This window comes from Pseudoalteromonas sp. T1lg21, assembly GCF_002964625.1.
In the GTDB taxonomy this organism is placed as follows: Bacteria; Pseudomonadota; Gammaproteobacteria; order Enterobacterales; family Alteromonadaceae; genus Pseudoalteromonas; species Pseudoalteromonas gelatinilytica.
The window spans coordinates 169,540-186,140 of sequence record NZ_PQBX01000041.1; the positions used below are offsets into that span (position 1 = coordinate 169,540).

Here is a 16,601-nt window from a genome sequence, read left to right on the forward strand (position 1 = left end):
TTTAAAACTGGATGCTAAAAACGCTTACTGTGAATCTTGCTCAAGCACGGCTTTTAAACGGGCTTGAACTTCTTCGACTAACAGTATTGGCTGGAATTTAGATAAGAACGCATTACAGCCAACCTTCTCGACCAAAGCTTGGTTAAAGCTACCACTCAAGGATGTGTTGAGCACGATATGTAGGTTCTTCATGCGGCTGTCGTTGCGAATTTCGTGTGTTAAACGATAACCATCCATTGCGGGCATTTCTGCATCGGTGATCACCATAAGTAATTCTTTTTCAACATCTCTGCCTTGATCAGCCCAGCTTTTTAGCATTTCGAGTGCTTCAAGTCCGTTACGAGCAGGAATAATCTCGATGCCAAGCTGCGATAAAGTATCGCTTACTTGTTTACGAGCCGTTGGTGAATCATCAGCATGAAGAATTTTGCGGCCTGCAAATTCGTTTACGATACTTTTATCAAGAATATCTTCAGAAATGTGAACCTCGTACTCGACGATTTCGGCAAGTACTTTTTCTACATCGATTATTTCAACCAAATGCTCTTGGCCATCGCGTTTTACTTTTGTTAAGGCTGTGAGGTAGTGATTTTTACCAATTGCGGTTGGCGGCGGCATAATGTCTGACCAAGTCATATTAATGATCTGATCAACCTTGCCAATTAAAAAGCCTTGTACGGTGCGATTGTATTCAGTGATGACGAGGTTTGTATCTTCGATGTGCTTCGCTTCAGGCATGTTAATCGCTTTGCGCAAATCAATCACCGGAATTGATTCACCGCGAATATCAACCACACCCGACACTTTAGGATGCGCGTGAGGAATTTTGCTAATATGTGGCAGCTTTACCACTTCTTTAACTTTAAACACATTGAGTGCAAATAAGTGACGACTGTGTAGGTAAAATAGCAAAAGCTCTAAGCGGTTTTCACCGACCAGTTGCGTACGCTTATCAACAGAAGCAAGAACACCTGACATATTTCACCCTAAACACCTAATACAGAGATAGTATAGTCTACTATTATTTTTCATCGACATGCATTAGGAATTTTCCATCAGTTGCCAAAGAGCTGGCATTCCAGTACCGTATCGTTAATTTCTTCCACGATAATTCGCAAGGATCATGCACTATTTATTAAATCGTATAGTGGTACTTATCCGCAGTCATATTGATCAAGTAAGTTGGCAGGCTGTGGTCGTTACCACGCTTTTGCATATGCTACTTATATGGTGGCTGCTTATGCTTGCAGGAGAGCAAGCTTTAACACCACTAAGTACCTACGTATATTATTATGTTGTGACAACATCAACGGTTGGCTATGGCGACTTTAGTGCCAGCACCGAGCTTGGCCGCTGGATTGTTGCATTACTGCAAATACCTTTTGGTTTAGCACTATTTGGCGTTCTGTTGGGAAAAACAGGGCAAACAGTAACTTACTTAATCAGGCGCGCTATGACGGGTGATAAAAGCTTCGCACATATAAACAATCACATTATTATTTTTGGTTGGCACGATACTCGAACTAAGAAGATGGTTGACTATATTCTTGCTGATCAGAAACGCTTAGATCGTCGAATTCTATTGGCGGTTACTGAACAAATGGAGCACCCATTTTTAACAAATCCAATGGTTGATTTTGCTCGTCTTAGTAGCTTTACTGACCTCGATGAGTTGAAAAGAATCGCGATTGAACGCGCTGATAAAATTATTATTGATGGTCAAGATGATGATCAAACGTTCACAACAGCATTGCGTATCAGCAAGTTAGTAAATAAGCATTGTCACATTAGTGCGCACTTTACTGACGAAACTAAAATCGAAATGCTGCATGAGCACTGTCACAATGTTGAATGTAGCAGTGCTAAATCAGCCGAAATCTTAGTGCGTTCGATGCAAGATCCAGGTTCAAGCCGGGTGCAAGAAGAGTTGTTATCAACACTTCATGGTGATACTCAGTTTAGTTTACCTATTCCAAAAGGCGTGCAAGCAATGGAATTTGGCAAGCTGTTTCATCACTTTAAATACAGCCACGATGCGATATTACTCGGTGTAGCACATAATTTGAGTGCAAAAAATATGGACCTAAACCCGCCGCTGGATTATGTAGTAAGTGAAGGCGATATTTTGCATTATATTGCTGCAGAACGAGTTTTGAGCGATGAAGTTGATTGGTCTGCGTTGGTATGATGATCTATGAATGAAGTTGCGTTTTTAATTATTGTTTTGAGTGCCTACATTTTACCTGTGGTCATTGTGCTCAATAGTAAACGCACTCAGGGCCACGAAAAGAATGCTTGGTTAATCGGGATCATCTTCTTTTCGTGGTTAGCTTTAGTGATGTACTTAACTATTATCCCCAAACACGGGCGGGTTAAAAAACACCGTAAAGTGAAACCTAAGAGTTAGCATCTTTTACTCATTGCAGCCTTACAGCTTTAAGCTGCTAATTACTTCAATTGCTTTAGTTTATGCTCAATCAAGGGATCATCTGGCGATAGCTGCTGCGCGACTTCTAAAATTTTAATCGCATCTTTGGGGTGCGCAGCTTGATGTTTGATGGCCACATCAATCAGTGGCTGCACATCGATCGCATCTTTTTGCTCTTGCAGATGCTCCGCTTTTTCTTCAGTTAAAATAGTGTGGGCGGTGCTCAGTAGCGCTAAGCGATGTGGCGATGTTTTGTTGGCCTTATTGAGCCGACGATAATAGTCTTCTTTAAATCGTAGCGTTTTTGTTTGTTGGCGGAATTGTGCAATATCGACTTGCTGGTGGCGAATAAAATCAACGGCCACATCTTTATAAAAACCAAACTTATTGAGATATGTTGCATGAACACTGTGGCCCATACCAAACACCCGTAAATGGGTGAGTTGTGGGTAGCGTTTTGCATGAGCTCGGTCAATGCGATTGGTCGGGTCGTAAATAATATAACCCTTTGCTTGGCCTAAATCTAAATCGTGATAGTCGCCATTCCAATCGAACTTTTGCGCGATATCTGTGCTAGAACGGTCATCCCACGGCGCTTTGTCTTTATTTTTTGTGCTGACAGGGTGAAATAATAAGACCTTATCAAGCTTCAACAAATTGGCAAAGGCTCCTACAGCAAAGCCACCGCGGCTCAAACCATATCCTAAGCGCTCTTTAAATCCACCAATCAGCGGCGCTAATTGCTCAATAAAAAATAATAAGTTGCGGTGTCTAAACCAGTTACTAATACCTAAATGCTGAAAGGCAATCACATTCACATCTTGTTTTTTCGCGAGCTTATAAGCCCAAGGCGAAAAATCATCTGTGAGATCATGTTCTTGGTAGTTGGTTCCGGCAGGTGAGAAGGTAAATAGCAGAGGCTTATTGGCATCGATGATATGGTATTTCACATACACATCACCAAGTAAATCACCGCCGGTAAAGGGGACTTGGCTTTGTTGTGCATCGCGGGGCAGGTTGATCCATTCATCTAACCAATATAATAATTTCATACATCCCCCACGCACCCTCTTAAATAAAGGTGGCGAATTATAGCAAAAATAGCAGCTCATTAAAAATGGCCGCTATTATATGCTTAGCGCTCGCTCATTGCGATTATCTGTTGCCAATCATGATCCGTTACAGGCATTACAGATAGCCGACCGCCTTTTTTAAGGGCAATTTCGGTGATTGCATCATTGGCTTTAATTGCTTGCAGGCTAACTAGTTTTTTCAGGTGTGATTGATAGGTTACATCAACGACAAACCAACGCGGGTTATCAGCGGTTGCTTTGGCATCGTAGTAATCGCTGTTTAAATCAAATTGTGTTGGGTCGGCATAAGCTTCTCGGCTGACCGTGGCTATTCCTGCTACCCCTACTTGCTTACAACTTGAATGATAAATCATCACCAAGTCGCCTTGTTTAAAGCCATCGCGTAGAAAGTTTCGGGCTTGATAATTACGCACGCCATCCCACATAGAGGTTTGCTCGGGAGCGTTTTTTAGATCATCAATTGAAAATGCATCGGGTTCTGTTTTTAAAAGCCAATAAGCCATAATGAGGTGCTCTTACAAAGATTTACTTCCAATTAGTCTATAGTATCATTAAACGCTTGTCGGGATTGAGGATAAATAAATGAGCCAAGTATTAGATGACTTACTGTCGTTGTTGTCGTTAGAAGAAATTGAGCAAGGCTTGTATCGCGGCCAAAGCCAAGATTTAGGATTTAGAGCGGTTTTCGGGGGCCAAGTAATGGGCCAAGCATTATCGGCCGCTAAAGAAACGTTACCAGAAGGGCGTATTGTTCATTCGTTGCATTCATACTTTCTACGTCCGGGTGATGCTGCTAAACCAATCGTATATGATGTAGAAAATATTCGCGATGGTAAAAGTTTTAGTACTCGCCGTGTCAAAGCAATCCAATACGGTAAGCCCATTTTTTACATGACCGCTTCTTTCCAAGGTGAAGAAGAGGGCTTATCGCACCAAGCACAAATGCCAGACGTACCACAGCCTGAAGAGTTAAAGTCTTCACTTGAGTTCTACCAAGCGAATGCAGAGCTTATTCCTGAACCAATTCGCAATAAGTTTATTCGTGAAGTACCCATTGAAATGCGTCCAGTGACCTTTCATAACCCATTTAAGCCACAAGTGATGGAGCCGGTTAAACATATTTGGTTTAAAGCCAATGGTGAGATGCCAGACGATCAGCGTATCCATAACTACTTACTTGCGTACGCATCTGACTTTGAGTTTTTACCAACGGCGTTACAACCGCACGGTGTATCGTTTATGCAGCCTAACATGCAGGTTGCGACGATTGACCATGCAATGTGGTTCCACCGTCCGTTTAGACTTGATGATTGGATTTTATATTCGATTGATAGCCCAAGTGCGAGCTCAGGTCGAGGATTGGTACGAGGTCAATTCTTTGACCGTCAAGGCAACCTTGTTGCCTCAACGATCCAAGAAGGGGTAATGCGTCAGCGTTAATCCTTTGCGTGCTGAGCTTGGCTTTGCACTATATCGTCAATTGACTGCCAGACCCGTGCTGGCAGCAATGCCTTAAGATATAAATACACTTCACACAGCTCATTACTACCCGTTAAGCCTTGCTCTGTCTCTGTAATTAGTTTTTGCTCACGTAAGCTAGAAATAAAACCAACCAGCACTTTTTTGTCAAAGAATTCCGGTGTTTTAATGCCGTGTAAGGTACCCAAACGTTCTGCTAATACTTGGCTTTCGTGCTCAAGTTCTTCACGTTCAATGCCACTACTTGTTTGAATAAATCCAACCACGATAGCGTAGCGTTGTAATGTTAAGCTTAAAGCGCGGCCGAGCATTTCAAGTTTTGCCAAGCAGTCGTTGCTATTGGTGATTTTGATGTTATCACCCTCAATTTCAATCAGATCTTGGTCAACGAAACTAGCAAGAACACGCGTAATGTAGTTTTCATCTAACTCATGTAAGAACCACTCTTTGGCAAATAATGGGTAAAAACGTGCGATCAGGGCTTGGCAATCTGCCATAGTCGTTTTATGTGCCTTAAATAAATGCAGTGCCAGCAAGCTTGGTACAGCAAATAAGTGTAATACGTTATTACGGTAGTAATTGAATAACGTTTTCTCTTTATCATTGATAGCGATAATTTCGCCAAATTCATCACTGATAACATCAAACTTATTAAGTTTAAGGGCATGCTCTAATAGCTGTTCAGCACTTTCATTAGGGGTGGTTACCTTGTCGCTGTAGCTGGCGCTACGCTGTAAATGTAAATAAAACTCAAGCTGAGCAATCAACTTAGGCTTACTCAACGCGTGCTTATCATTCACCAGTAAAATCATCGCGAGAAGGTTCACAGCATTGAGTGCAGCGGCGCTATTAATATTAACCATTACTTTATCAGCAAGGTTGGCAACCTGCGGTCCAAGCCATTGCGGCTTTTGTACGTCGGTTGGGTGAATAGACTCGCGCCAATCAGGCTGTTGTTCATTCAAGTATTGGTTAATCGATATAGGGTCGCCAAAGTTTAAGTAACCACGGCCATAGTTCTTCAGGTTTTTAATGGCTTTGAAAATACCTAATACCGACTCACCTTTTTTGTCGTTGCCGGCAAGCTCTTTTAAGTAGGTATTAATTTCCATCACATGTTCATAACCAATATACACAGGCACAATTGAAATTGGACGGTCAATGCCACGGAGCATCGCTTGTAACGTCATAGCGAGCATGCCTGTTTTTGGCGGTAATAAGCGGCCTGTACGACTACGGCCGCCTTCCGTGTAAAACTTTACCGAGTAACCTTTAATGAATAACTGACTCAAGTACTCTTTAAATACTGATGAATATAACTTATTGCCCGCGAATGAACGGCGAATAAAAAAAGCACCACTGCGACGGAATACACCACCGGCTGGGAAGAAATTTAAGTTGATACCGGCAGCGATATGCGGCGGTACTAACCCTAAATGGTAAATAGAGTAGGTCAGCAATAAGTAATCCATGTGCGAGCGGTGACATGGCATATAGATAATTTCGTGACCTTTATCTGTGAGCTCATGGACTTGCTCAGAAAACTTAATATCAATACCGTTATAAAGCTTATTCCATAGCCAGGTTAAAATTCTATCTGCTACACGAATGGTGGCATCACTATAATTTGCCGCAATCTCATCAAGTAACTTCAGCGCATTTTGACGCGCTTGCTCTTGGCTGATGTTCTTTTCTTTTGCTTCTATTTGAATCGCTTTTTTAATTGTGGGTGAGGCTAGTAGCGAATTAAATAGCTGTTCACGTGATGGCATTTTCGGGCCTGTCGCTGCCAATTTTTGACGACGAAAGTGCACGCGAGCAACACGTAGAAGCTTATGTGGTAGTTCATCAACATCGGCTTTTTCATTGACCAGTAATGATAAGTCGAGCGGTTGGCTAAAACGGATAAAGTTATCGCGGCCTGAGAATAGCAATACAAAGAACTTGCGAAACCAGCTTGGGGTTAACGAATGCGACACTAAGGTGCCTAAGCCTGGCTTCTCTTTACCCGGATTTCGGCCCCATAAAATAGTCACTGGGATCACTTGGACGTTTTTCTCACCTGATTGCATCAGATGATCGATAATTTGTTTACCTTGCTGCAGCGCATTACTTGGTTTGCTTTTATTACCAAACAGCGGAGGTGGGTTTTGAATACCAATAAAACGCTCTAGTTCAGCATTACCTAACAGTTGCTCTTGCGTCGGGTTGGGTAAACCATACTTTTTACATACCCGTGCCAGTGCGGCTAAATCTGAGCGCGCATTGAGCCTAACGATATAGAAGGTCGGGTTGGCTGGATTAAGATTGTATTGTTCAATCGGGTTTTCTGGCAGCACCTTACTTTTTACAAACAAGCGGTTCATACCGGCAGAAATGAAATTTAAACAACGATTAATGATACGCATCAACTCACCAAAGCTATTACACCAATTTACAAAGGCATCTCATTATGTAAATTGGTATCAGTAAATATTAAATAGACCGAGAGTGGCCAAAAATAAGCGGCATAGAATAACAATTATTAACTGGACTGACCATTGCGATTCTTCAGCTTTTGCATTTATTCAAATTAACTATAGTAAAGCAAAGACATAGCGAAGCTGAATATAGTTCGTATTTAATCGAAATTTAATCTAAAGGCGGCCTTGTCGCTTTTAATTCTAAAAAGTTGTTGCATTTATCACCAATCTCACTATAATACGCAGGCTTTCAAAATTCCCTCGGGAACTTGGAAGGATAGATTAAGCTTGGATTTCAAGCTAATAAACAGGAATTCCGATTTGGAATTCAACGTAGATATAAGAGAACAGCCGACATCTTAGTTAGTAAGATTGTTTCGGTCGTTTTTTTATGCTCTTTTTAAATGCTCTTTATATTGAGGTTTAAGAATGTCAAATCAACGCATTCGTATTCGCCTAAAAGCTTTTGACCACCGTTTGATTGACCAATCAACGGCGGAAATCGTGGAAACTGCGAAACGCACTGGCGCTCAAGTACGTGGTCCAATTCCACTACCTACACGCTTTGAACGTTTTACTGTACTAACTTCACCGCACGTAAACAAAGACGCGCGTGATCAGTACGAAATCCGCACCCATAAACGTCTGATCGACATCGTAGAACCAACTGACAAGACTGTTGACGCTCTTATGCGTTTAGATCTTGCTGCTGGTGTTGATGTTCAAATCAGCCTGGGTTAATCGGAAGATTAGAGAGGTTTTAGGAAAATGGCATTAGGTCTAGTCGGTCGTAAAGTGGGTATGACACGTATCTTCACTGAAGATGGTGTATCTATCCCTGTGACAGTTATCGAAGCGACACCTAACCGTATTGCTCAGATCAAATCTGAAGCAACAGACGGTTATAACGCGCTTCAAGTAACCGCAGGCACTAAAAAAGCAAGTCGTGTAAACAAAGCAGCAGCGGGTCACTTCGCTAAAGCTGGTGTTGAAGCGGGTCGCGGTCTGTGGGAATTCCGCCTAAATGGTGGTGAAGGCGATTTTGAAGTAGGCGCTGAGCTTACTGTTGAATTATTCAACGAAATCAACAAAGTTGACGTAACCGGTACTTCTAAAGGTAAAGGTTTCCAAGGTGGTGTTAAGCGCTGGAACTTCAGCATGCAAGACGCTACTCACGGTAACTCTCTATCTCACCGTGCTCCTGGTTCAATCGGTCAAAACCAATCACCTGGTAAGGTGTTCAAAGGTAAGAAAATGGCCGGTCACATGGGTGCTGAGCGTGTAACGACTCAAAACTTAGAACTAGTTCGCGTTGACGCTGAGCGTAACTTGCTTTTAGTTAAAGGTGCAGTACCTGGCGCTATCGGCGGTGACGTTATCGTTAAACCAGCTGTTAAAGCATAAGTCCTGGAGATTTAGTGATGGAATTAGCAATTAAAGACGCTTCTGGCGCTCTTGAAGTTTCTGAAGCTACTTTTGGACGTGAGTTTAACGAAGCATTAGTACACCAAGTAGTTGTTGCTTACGCAGCAGGTGCTCGTCAAGGTACTCGTGCTCAGAAGACACGTTCTGAAGTTAGCGGTGGTGGTAAAAAACCATGGTCTCAAAAAGGTACTGGCCGTGCACGTGCTGGTACAATTCGTAGCCCAATTTGGCGTTCAGGTGGCGTTAGCTTCGCAGCTAAACCACAAGACCACAGCCAAAAAGTAAACCGTAAAATGTACCGCGGTGCGATCAAAAGCATCTTATCTGAATTAGTTCGTCAAGAGCGTTTAATCGTTGTTGAACAGTTTGGTCTTGAAGCACCAAAAACTAAAGAACTAGTTGCTAAGCTTAAAGAACTTGAGCTTAAAGATGTTCTAATCGTGACTGAAGAATTAGATGAGAATCTATTCTTATCGGCACGTAACCTGTACAAGGTTGACACGCGTGATGTAGCTGGTATCGATCCTGTAAGCCTAATCGCTTTCGATAAGGTACTTATTACAGCTGCTGCTGTTAAGCAACTTGAGGAGGCGCTAGCATGATCCGTGAAGAACGTCTTTTAAAAGTGATCCTTGCTCCACACATCTCTGAAAAAAGCACTATCTCTGCTGAAGAGAACAACACGATTGTTTTCAAAGTAGCTAAAGATGCAACTAAAGCTGAAGTTAAAGCTGCAGTTGAGAAGCTTTTTGAAGTAGAAGTAACTGGTGTTCGCACACTAAACGTTAAGGGTAAAACAAAACGTACTGGCATGCGTTTCGGTCGTCGTTCAGACTGGAAGAAAGCTTACGTTACTCTTAAAGAAGGTAGCGAGCTAGACTTTGTCGGCGGCGCCGAGTAATAAGGGGAGTTAGAATTATGGCACTTCAAAAGTGTAAACCAACTTCTGCGGGTCGTCGTCACCTGGTTAAAGTGGTTAACCCAGATCTTCATAAGGGTAAACCTTACGCACCACTACTAGAGAAAAACTCTAAGTCTGGTGGTCGTAATAACAAAGGTCGTATCACGGTTCGTCACATCGGTGGTGGTCACAAGCATCATTACCGTGTAATCGACTTTAAACGCACTAAAGATGGCATTCCAGCTGTTGTTGAGCGTCTAGAGTATGATCCAAACCGTAGCGCAAACATCGCTCTTGTATTATATGCAGACGGTGAGCGTCGTTACATTATTGCACCTAAAGGCTTACAAGCTGGTGATTCAATCCAGTCTGGTGTTGATGCACCAATCAAAGCTGGTAACACATTACCAATGCGTAACATGCCTGTAGGTTCGACTGTTCACAACGTAGAATTAAAACCAGGTAAAGGTGCTCAAATCGCACGTTCTGCTGGTGCATACGTTCAAATCCTTGCACGTGAAGGTCAATACGTGACTCTACGTCTTCGTTCTGGCGAAGTTCGTAAAGTTCCAGCTGACTGTCGCGCAACACTTGGTGAAGTAGGTAATGCTGAGCATATGCTTCGTTCACTAGGTAAAGCTGGTGCAAATCGCTGGCGTGGTATCCGTCCGACAGTTCGTGGTGTTGCCATGAACCCGGTAGATCACCCGCACGGTGGTGGTGAAGGTCGTACATCTGGTGGTCGTCATCCTGTGTCTCCATGGGGTAAACCGACTAAAGGTGCTAAGACACGTAAGAACAAGCGTACTGATAAGTTTATCGTACGTCGTCGTACTAAATAATAGTTGAGGAATAGCCATGCCACGTTCTCTCAAGAAAGGTCCTTTTATTGACCTACACTTGCTGAAGAAGGTAGAGAAAGCGTTGGAAAGCGGTGACAAGAAGCCAATTAAAACTTGGAGCCGTCGTTCAATGATCATACCTAACATGATCGGATTGACCATCGCTGTCCATAATGGTCGTCAGCACGTTCCTGTGTTCATCACAGACGAAATGATCGGTCACAAACTAGGTGAATTTGCACCAACTCGCACTTACCGCGGTCACGCTGCGGATAAGAAAGCGAAGAAACGTTAAGAGGGGAATGATAAATGCAAGCATTAGCTAAACATAAATTCGCCTCTGGTTCGGCGCAAAAAGCACGTCTAGTTGCAGATCAGATCCGCGGACTTCCGGTTGATCGCGCTCTAGAAATCCTGGCGTACAGCCCTAAAAAAGCGGCTGTATTAGTTAAGAAAGTACTTGAGTCTGCTATTGCTAACGCAGAGCATAACGAAGGTGCTGACATTGATGAGCTTCGTGTAACTACGATCTTTGTGGACGATGGTCCTACAATGAAGCGTATTATGCCACGTGCTAAAGGACGCGCTGACCGCATCCTTAAGCGTACAAGCCACATCACTGTTGTGGTTTCAGATAGCTAGGAGTATAAGTAATGGGACAAAAAGTTCATCCTACTGGTATTCGCCTAGGTATCTCTAAACCTTGGGTTTCTACCTGGTACGCGAATTCAAAAGATTTCTCTGATCAGCTTTTTGGCGATCACAAAGTACGTGCATTCCTTACTAAGGAATTAAAAGCGGCTTCTGTGTCTAAAATCGTTATCGAGCGTCCAGCTAAATCTATCCGTGTAACAATTCACACAGCTCGTCCTGGTGTTGTTATCGGTAAAAAAGGCGAAGACGTTGAAAAACTACGTCAAGCAGTAACTAAGATTGCAGGTGTTCCGGCTCAGATCAATATTTCTGAAGTTCGTAAGCCTGAACTTGATGCACAACTAGTAGCTGACGGTATTGCGTCACAACTAGAGCGTCGTGTTATGTTCCGTCGCGCTATGAAGCGTTCGGTACAAAATGCAATGCGCATTGGTGCAAAAGGTATCAAAGTTGAAGTTAGCGGTCGTCTTGGCGGTGCTGAGATCGCACGTTCAGAATGGTATCGTGAAGGTCGTGTACCTCTACATACTCTTCGTGCTGATATCGACTACGCAACTTCTGAAGCCTTAACCACTTATGGTATCATTGGTGTTAAAGTTTGGATCTTCAAAGGCGAAGTTATTGGTGGTTTACCACTAGTACAAGAGCAAGAGAAGCCAGCTAAACGCGCGCCAAAGAAAGCCAAAAAAAGTGCTAAGTAGAGGTAGCGAGTAATGTTACAGCCAAAACGTACAAAATTCCGTAAAATGCACAAAGGCCGCAACCGCGGTTTAGCGCAAAACGGTAACAAAGTAAGCTTCGGTACTTTCGGTTTGAAAGCTACTGGCCGTGGCCGTATGACTGCTCGTCAAATCGAAGCAGCTCGTCGTGCTATGACACGTCACGTAAAGCGTCAAGGTAAAATCTGGATTCGTGTATTCCCAGATAAGCCAATTACGAACAAACCATTAGAAGTTCGTATGGGTAAAGGTAAAGGTTCTGTTGAATATTGGGTTGCTGAAATTCAACCTGGTAAAGTACTTTACGAAATGGAAGGTGTTTCTGAAGAGCTTGCTCGTGAAGCATTTAACCTTGCAGCGCGTAAATTACCATTCACAACAACTTTCGTAACTCGGACGGTGATGTAATGAAAGCTAGCGAACTAAAAGACAAAAGCGTAGAAGAGCTTAACGCTGAACTTCTAGGACTTCTTCGTGAGCAGTTTAACCTGCGCATGCAAGCAAGCACTGGTCAGTTAGCTCAGACACACACGCTAAGAACAGTACGTCGCGATATCGCGCGTGTAAAAACAGTTATTAACCAGAAGGCAGGTCAATAATGAGCGATAAAATCCGTACTCTTCAAGGCCGTGTAATCAGCGACAAGATGGATAAATCTTTCACTGTTGCTATCGCACGTTACGTGAAGCACCCAGTTTATGGGAAATTCATCAAACGTACGACTAAACTACACGTACATGACGAAAACAACACAGCTCAAGCTGGTGACGTAGTTACTATCCGTGAGTGTGCTCCTATTTCTAAGACTAAGTCTTGGACTTTAGTAGACGTTGTTGAACGTCCAAAGCAAGCTTAATTTTTAATTAAGTTTACTTACTAAAAAGCCCTGGCATTTGCTGGGGCTTTTTGTTTTTGAAATACAGCAAAAAGCGTTTAGCTGTCAGATGTCAGTCAAGCAATAGGGTTTGTTGCTGCATAGCTATAAAACCACATGTCACACCTCATGCTGAATCCAAACCATCTCAACGAACAGACTTAACCTAGAACCTTAAAACGTTACTCCCGTTAACTTGCTAACTCACCACTTTTTCTTATGAACTATTTCATTCACTTAACACTCTTAAAAATAAAAATGAGGCGCTTGAGTGTTAAAAGGGAATTACAAAGCATGGATCATCTCGATTACGCTACATGCTATGCTTTTATTGTTATTTGTTCGATATGGAAAGTCTGTGAAACTCCCCGCAGTCGCTGAACCGCCAAAAGTAATCAACGCGTATGTGAGTGTTGATTTAACTTCGTTACCTAGTTTACAGAAAACCCAAGACAAACCTTTACTGGAGCAACCGCAAGAAATAGTTGATGAGGCTAAGGCTTTACCGCAAAAAGAGGAAGCCGCTTATAGCAGCCCTAAGCAGAAAAGCGATGCTAAGGTCGTTGAACATTCAGTTAGTGAGCCCAAAGAAGTGACGAATAATAAGGTCATAAAGCCCAGTCAGACACCTGATAATTCAAAAACAACCGAAGTACCCTTTAAAAAACTCAACCCGTATGCGCCAATCCCAAAGCTTAATTTTGAAAATGGCTCTTCTAATTCGTCATTATTTGGGCAGGTTGAAGGGGCAAATAATAATTTGCCTGTAGGCAGGGTTTCAGTGCCTGCACAATTAACGGTTTCTGATAAAGCAACCGTCGTTTGGCAGAGTGGTGATGGTAGCAAGCGTATCGAGGTGTTAAATGGTATGTGTTATGGCATAGATTTTAACTCGGTGTTTGGTAAATCTGGGGTGCCAAGCGGATCGCCCAGACCCTGTGAAGACAAAGAGGCTAAGTTATTTAAAGACATTATGAATAAGTGGAGTAAAAAGTAATAATAAAACACTTTACCTCAACTTAACTTGAGCTTTTAAAGTGGCGTTTTAAAAAAGGACGCTACAATGAATCTATTAGAAAATTATCTGTTAAGTCTGCAAGTTAATACTTATAACACGTCGATTTCTCAAGTTATCGAAATACAAACGCGTATCTGGCAGTCGATCCATTCAGGTTCTAGCTATGCACAAGCGATGTTAGAGGTGTTAGAAGTGGAAAATCACTCACCACAGCAGCAACATCAAGCTCTGTTAAAACAGGTGTTACAGCTTCTTGGCTATAGTGCCCAATCTCAAGTTGATAATAACTTGCTGATTGCACATAAGCGCTTTTCACATGTATTAAACTTATCATGAACTGTCATTAGCAGGTCATAAAGTTTAGGTGAAATAAGGTCGTTTTAAGGATAAAACGGAGTTTTGCATTATGCATGAGCCGCCACAGATAATTATTCTAGGTAATGGTCCGATTAATACCGAGCTTGCTGAGCAGGTCGATAATTGTCCATCTGTTGTGCGTTTTAATCGCTGTGCAGCAATGCCTGCGCACCTAGGTAAGCGTTGCACAGATCTATGGTTATTGGGGCGAGGGAGGCAGGCGCAAAGTTTACTTGAAGAGCCACTTGTTATGCCGCTTGAAGGACTTCACAAGATTATGGTCACTGATCCTGCGCCAAACTTATTCATGCAGCAACTATTCAAACTGATCCGTCGTCATGGCCGACTTGATCATGGTGACGCTTTGTTTAAGCACTATGGCACAGGCTTGCAGCAAGAACGATTAACCCAGCAATTTCGCCAATCACTGCTTGCGTACCTACTAACGTTAGGGCCTACAATACATAAGCCATATTGCCCAAGTTCAGGTACTTTAGCGATTACTCACTACCTTAAATTGTTTTCAAAAGTGCATATAGCAGGTTTTGGTTTTCAGGGCTGGAAGCGTCATCCGTGGCATTTAGAAAAGCGCTATGTGGCAGAGTTAATTGACGAAAACAAAGTCGTTGTGCTTGATTAAAAAAAGGCACTTAGCCGAAACTAAGCGCCTTGGCTTAACGAAGTTACCAAATCATTTCTACAAATTCTGGGTGATCCACAAATGGGTTGCGGTTACCTTGATGTTCATAAGCTGCTTGGTTACGGTCAAGCTCTAATTGGCTAACAGGGTCAGCGTTATGCCATTTTAATAACATAGTAACGACCCAGTTCTCAAAGACCTGATCAGATGAACCATTTAATACAGCATTACTGTAGGTTGTGTTGTTTTGCCATGAGCCAATCACGTTTTCATAGCGTGTTGCCATATAGAAATACGCTCTTGCAAAGTCACCTTTAAATTCATCAATAGGTTCAAAAACCGTTCCTGAGTAATTTAATGAGCTAGCAGCGCTGCCTAATTTGCTGCCGTTACTAGAGGTGTAGCTTGCACTACCTACTTCACCAAATGGGTAATTACTGCGTTTTGAATTGACATAACCATCAGTGGCAAAAATGTGATGTACGTCTGAATTCATTGGCTCAACTGTTCCACCAAACCAACTTTTCGGGAAAGAATGCTCACGGTTGTAGCAATCTGCTTCGCTGTTGTATGTCCCACATTGGTCGCTCACAGCAACATAGTTGTAGCTATCTTGGCCTGCAGGGTTTTCTGAATAACGGTCTAAAATAGAGTTGTCGTTTTCAAAATACTTATCGCGTGAAGCAACATCGTAAAAGCTCCAAATCGCAGAATAGCCTTGTGAGTTGTGATCTTTAATGATGTTGTATAACTCTGTTTTTAGTGCATACCCACTAAGGCCTTGCGTTGTAACATAGTATCCCGTTGGCTCTGTTGGGGTTGTACCACCACCGTCACCGCCGCCTGAGCTATCACCCAAAGTAAACGGCGTTGCTTCTGAGCTTTGGAAGCTTGCACCAGAGGCAAGTACTGTTTGATCTAAAGAAAGACTGTAACTGCCATTGCCGAATGAGCAGCAAATACCATCACCATAGCTATCAAAAATCGTAAAGGTATAGTCACCATCTGTTAAACATGCTTGTTCACTGTACTGGGTATTTGCAGCATAGCTGCCGCCCGATGCCACTGTGCTACCTTGGCTATTGGTGATTTGCCAGCTGGTTTCTTCACCATAGTTATCGGTAGTGAGCGTTAAAGATATTTGGTTATCTGCGCAGCTGCCCGTAGGAGGTGGGGTTGAGCCAGTGCTTGGTGCAAAGTTATCGACATACACTACTTCACTGCCATCAAAGCCTGTTACATCGTAAAAGCGCAGGCCAACACTAATTGACGTGGTAGCAGAGGCCGTGTACTGGTAACTGATTTGTTGCCATTGATTAATTAATGCCGAATTAGAATAGCCCTGATAGCCATCAACCACTAAACGTGCTTTTACGCCACCTTCTGTATGGTAAACCCAAGTAGAAAACTCATAGCTTTCACCCGCCACTACATCCACTAACTGTAGTAAGTCGGTATTACTTTGCGTGCCAGTATTAACCACGACTTGCGCTGAGTAATTGCCTGAGTAAACCACATTGCTATTAGCACTAAGGCTTATACCGCTATCTATGGTGCTCCAGCTGGCAGGGTTGTTTGCTGACCAGTTTTCGAAGTCGGCATTATTAACATTTGCCAATGTTGAACTCGCTAAACACAGTAAGCTACTGGCTAGCATGTATTTTTTACATGTCCCGTGTGACATTATCGTTTCCTTTTTATATTTTAA

22 protein-coding genes are annotated in these 16,601 nt (G+C 42.7%); 17 read left to right on the forward strand and 5 right to left on the reverse strand.

Annotation, left to right across the window (positions count from 1 at the left end):
- Positions 1 to 24 precede the first annotated feature (24 nt).
- Complete coding sequence (locus C2M25_RS09960) at positions 25 to 978, reverse strand: chemotaxis protein CheV (RefSeq protein ID WP_063701026.1); 954 nt, start codon at positions 976 to 978, stop codon at positions 25 to 27.
- A gap of 145 nt (positions 979 to 1,123) precedes the next feature.
- On the opposite strand from C2M25_RS09960, the gene C2M25_RS09965 reads away from it, so the two are divergent.
- A complete protein-coding gene (locus C2M25_RS09965) occupies positions 1,124 to 2,188 on the forward strand; it encodes a potassium channel family protein (protein ID WP_063701029.1) in 1,065 nt (354 codons plus the stop codon).
- A gap of 6 nt (positions 2,189 to 2,194) precedes the next feature.
- Positions 2,195 to 2,407, forward strand: a complete 213-nt coding sequence (locus C2M25_RS09970; protein WP_063701030.1) for a hypothetical protein — start codon at positions 2,195 to 2,197, stop codon at positions 2,405 to 2,407.
- Between the two features lie 41 nt (positions 2,408 to 2,448).
- Here C2M25_RS09970 and C2M25_RS09975 read toward each other — a convergent pair whose 3' ends face one another.
- Together C2M25_RS09975 and C2M25_RS09980 are read right to left on the reverse strand one after the other, a co-directional pair.
- Complete coding sequence (locus C2M25_RS09975) at positions 2,449 to 3,480, reverse strand: cytosolic protein (protein WP_105181031.1); 1,032 nt, start codon at positions 3,478 to 3,480, stop codon at positions 2,449 to 2,451.
- 83 nt (positions 3,481 to 3,563) lie between these two features.
- Positions 3,564 to 4,025, reverse strand: a complete 462-nt coding sequence (locus C2M25_RS09980; protein WP_105181032.1) for an EVE domain-containing protein — start codon at positions 4,023 to 4,025, stop codon at positions 3,564 to 3,566.
- Between the two features lie 79 nt (positions 4,026 to 4,104).
- Between C2M25_RS09980 and tesB the strand changes: the two genes are divergently transcribed.
- Positions 4,105 to 4,962, forward strand: a complete 858-nt coding sequence (gene tesB / locus C2M25_RS09985; RefSeq protein WP_063701036.1) for an acyl-CoA thioesterase II — start codon at positions 4,105 to 4,107, stop codon at positions 4,960 to 4,962.
- On the opposite strand, the gene plsB is transcribed toward tesB, so the two are convergent.
- Positions 4,959 to 7,409: a glycerol-3-phosphate 1-O-acyltransferase PlsB gene (gene plsB / locus C2M25_RS09990; RefSeq protein ID WP_063701038.1), complete on the reverse strand. Its 2,451-nt coding sequence runs from the start codon at positions 7,407 to 7,409 to the stop codon at positions 4,959 to 4,961. The genes tesB and plsB overlap by 4 nt on opposite strands.
- Before the next feature lie 483 nt (positions 7,410 to 7,892).
- Here plsB and rpsJ point away from each other — a divergent pair, with 483 nt between their 5' ends.
- The 14 genes from rpsJ to C2M25_RS10060 all read left to right on the forward strand — a co-directional run bounded on the left by rpsJ (position 7,893) and on the right by C2M25_RS10060 (position 14,893).
- Entirely contained in the window at positions 7,893 to 8,204 is a 312-nt protein-coding gene (rpsJ, locus tag C2M25_RS09995; RefSeq protein ID WP_002957900.1) for a 30S ribosomal protein S10, read from the forward strand.
- A 27-nt stretch (positions 8,205 to 8,231) separates the two neighbouring features.
- Positions 8,232 to 8,867, forward strand: coding sequence for a 50S ribosomal protein L3 (rplC, locus tag C2M25_RS10000; RefSeq protein ID WP_036974218.1), 636 nt, complete (start codon positions 8,232 to 8,234; stop codon positions 8,865 to 8,867).
- Between the two features lie 17 nt (positions 8,868 to 8,884).
- Positions 8,885 to 9,490, forward strand: coding sequence for a 50S ribosomal protein L4 (rplD, locus tag C2M25_RS10005; protein WP_063701040.1), 606 nt, complete (start codon positions 8,885 to 8,887; stop codon positions 9,488 to 9,490).
- Entirely contained in the window at positions 9,487 to 9,789 is a 303-nt protein-coding gene (gene rplW, locus C2M25_RS10010; RefSeq protein WP_063701042.1) for a 50S ribosomal protein L23, read from the forward strand. Before rplD ends, rplW begins: the two co-directional genes overlap by 4 nt.
- 17 nt (positions 9,790 to 9,806) lie before the next feature.
- On the forward strand, positions 9,807 to 10,631 hold the full coding sequence (gene rplB / locus C2M25_RS10015; protein ID WP_063701045.1) for a 50S ribosomal protein L2: 825 nt from the start codon (positions 9,807 to 9,809) through the stop codon (positions 10,629 to 10,631).
- A 16-nt stretch (positions 10,632 to 10,647) separates the two neighbouring features.
- On the forward strand, positions 10,648 to 10,926 hold the full coding sequence (rpsS, locus tag C2M25_RS10020; RefSeq protein ID WP_010376377.1) for a 30S ribosomal protein S19: 279 nt from the start codon (positions 10,648 to 10,650) through the stop codon (positions 10,924 to 10,926).
- A 14-nt stretch (positions 10,927 to 10,940) separates the two neighbouring features.
- A complete protein-coding gene (gene rplV, locus C2M25_RS10025; RefSeq protein WP_004588690.1) occupies positions 10,941 to 11,273 on the forward strand; it encodes a 50S ribosomal protein L22 in 333 nt (110 codons plus the stop codon).
- Between the two features lie 11 nt (positions 11,274 to 11,284).
- A complete protein-coding gene (gene rpsC / locus C2M25_RS10030; RefSeq protein ID WP_063701047.1) occupies positions 11,285 to 11,986 on the forward strand; it encodes a 30S ribosomal protein S3 in 702 nt (233 codons plus the stop codon).
- A gap of 12 nt (positions 11,987 to 11,998) precedes the next feature.
- The gene (gene rplP / locus C2M25_RS10035; RefSeq protein ID WP_036974208.1) at positions 11,999 to 12,412 is read left to right on the forward strand and encodes a 50S ribosomal protein L16; all 414 of its coding nucleotides are present in this window, start codon (positions 11,999 to 12,001) and stop codon (positions 12,410 to 12,412) included.
- Positions 12,412 to 12,603, forward strand: a complete 192-nt coding sequence (rpmC, locus tag C2M25_RS10040) for a 50S ribosomal protein L29 (protein ID WP_054552371.1) — start codon at positions 12,412 to 12,414, stop codon at positions 12,601 to 12,603. The genes rplP and rpmC overlap by 1 nt, the downstream gene beginning before the upstream one ends.
- Positions 12,603 to 12,860, forward strand: a complete 258-nt coding sequence (gene rpsQ, locus C2M25_RS10045; RefSeq protein ID WP_063701050.1) for a 30S ribosomal protein S17 — start codon at positions 12,603 to 12,605, stop codon at positions 12,858 to 12,860. The genes rpmC and rpsQ overlap by 1 nt, the downstream gene beginning before the upstream one ends.
- 289 nt (positions 12,861 to 13,149) lie before the next feature.
- On the forward strand, positions 13,150 to 13,875 hold the full coding sequence (locus C2M25_RS10050) for a hypothetical protein (protein WP_138625212.1): 726 nt from the start codon (positions 13,150 to 13,152) through the stop codon (positions 13,873 to 13,875).
- 66 nt (positions 13,876 to 13,941) lie between these two features.
- Complete coding sequence (locus C2M25_RS10055) at positions 13,942 to 14,232, forward strand: hypothetical protein (RefSeq protein ID WP_105173909.1); 291 nt, start codon at positions 13,942 to 13,944, stop codon at positions 14,230 to 14,232.
- Positions 14,233 to 14,302: 70 nt separating this feature from the next.
- Entirely contained in the window at positions 14,303 to 14,893 is a 591-nt protein-coding gene (locus C2M25_RS10060; protein WP_105181033.1) for a hypothetical protein, read from the forward strand.
- A 43-nt stretch (positions 14,894 to 14,936) separates the two neighbouring features.
- Here the strand turns inward: C2M25_RS10060 and C2M25_RS10065 are convergent, their stop codons facing one another.
- Positions 14,937 to 16,577 carry an endonuclease gene (locus C2M25_RS10065; protein ID WP_105181034.1) on the reverse strand — a complete coding sequence of 547 codons (1,641 nt, stop codon included), beginning with the start codon at positions 16,575 to 16,577 and terminating at the stop codon, positions 14,937 to 14,939.
- Positions 16,578 to 16,601 lie beyond the last annotated feature (24 nt).

Coding starts and splice junctions, on each gene's coding strand:
- C2M25_RS09960 (WP_063701026.1), bottom strand. CDS start 978: ATGTCAGGTGTTCTTGCTTCTGTTGATAAGCGTACGCAACTGGTCGGT.
- C2M25_RS09965 (WP_063701029.1), top strand. CDS start 1,124: ATGCACTATTTATTAAATCGTATAGTGGTACTTATCCGCAGTCATATT.
- C2M25_RS09970 (WP_063701030.1), top strand. CDS start 2,195: ATGAATGAAGTTGCGTTTTTAATTATTGTTTTGAGTGCCTACATTTTA.
- C2M25_RS09975 (WP_105181031.1), bottom strand. CDS start 3,480: ATGAAATTATTATATTGGTTAGATGAATGGATCAACCTGCCCCGCGAT.
- C2M25_RS09980 (WP_105181032.1), bottom strand. CDS start 4,025: ATGGCTTATTGGCTTTTAAAAACAGAACCCGATGCATTTTCAATTGAT.
- tesB (WP_063701036.1), top strand. CDS start 4,105: ATGAGCCAAGTATTAGATGACTTACTGTCGTTGTTGTCGTTAGAAGAA.
- plsB (WP_063701038.1), bottom strand. CDS start 7,409: ATGCGTATCATTAATCGTTGTTTAAATTTCATTTCTGCCGGTATGAAC.
- rpsJ (WP_002957900.1), top strand. CDS start 7,893: ATGTCAAATCAACGCATTCGTATTCGCCTAAAAGCTTTTGACCACCGT.
- rplC (WP_036974218.1), top strand. CDS start 8,232: ATGGCATTAGGTCTAGTCGGTCGTAAAGTGGGTATGACACGTATCTTC.
- rplD (WP_063701040.1), top strand. CDS start 8,885: ATGGAATTAGCAATTAAAGACGCTTCTGGCGCTCTTGAAGTTTCTGAA.
- rplW (WP_063701042.1), top strand. CDS start 9,487: ATGATCCGTGAAGAACGTCTTTTAAAAGTGATCCTTGCTCCACACATC.
- rplB (WP_063701045.1), top strand. CDS start 9,807: ATGGCACTTCAAAAGTGTAAACCAACTTCTGCGGGTCGTCGTCACCTG.
- rpsS (WP_010376377.1), top strand. CDS start 10,648: ATGCCACGTTCTCTCAAGAAAGGTCCTTTTATTGACCTACACTTGCTG.
- rplV (WP_004588690.1), top strand. CDS start 10,941: ATGCAAGCATTAGCTAAACATAAATTCGCCTCTGGTTCGGCGCAAAAA.
- rpsC (WP_063701047.1), top strand. CDS start 11,285: ATGGGACAAAAAGTTCATCCTACTGGTATTCGCCTAGGTATCTCTAAA.
- rplP (WP_036974208.1), top strand. CDS start 11,999: ATGTTACAGCCAAAACGTACAAAATTCCGTAAAATGCACAAAGGCCGC.
- rpmC (WP_054552371.1), top strand. CDS start 12,412: ATGAAAGCTAGCGAACTAAAAGACAAAAGCGTAGAAGAGCTTAACGCT.
- rpsQ (WP_063701050.1), top strand. CDS start 12,603: ATGAGCGATAAAATCCGTACTCTTCAAGGCCGTGTAATCAGCGACAAG.
- C2M25_RS10055 (WP_105173909.1), top strand. CDS start 13,942: ATGAATCTATTAGAAAATTATCTGTTAAGTCTGCAAGTTAATACTTAT.
- C2M25_RS10060 (WP_105181033.1), top strand. CDS start 14,303: ATGCATGAGCCGCCACAGATAATTATTCTAGGTAATGGTCCGATTAAT.
- C2M25_RS10065 (WP_105181034.1), bottom strand. CDS start 16,577: ATGTCACACGGGACATGTAAAAAATACATGCTAGCCAGTAGCTTACTG.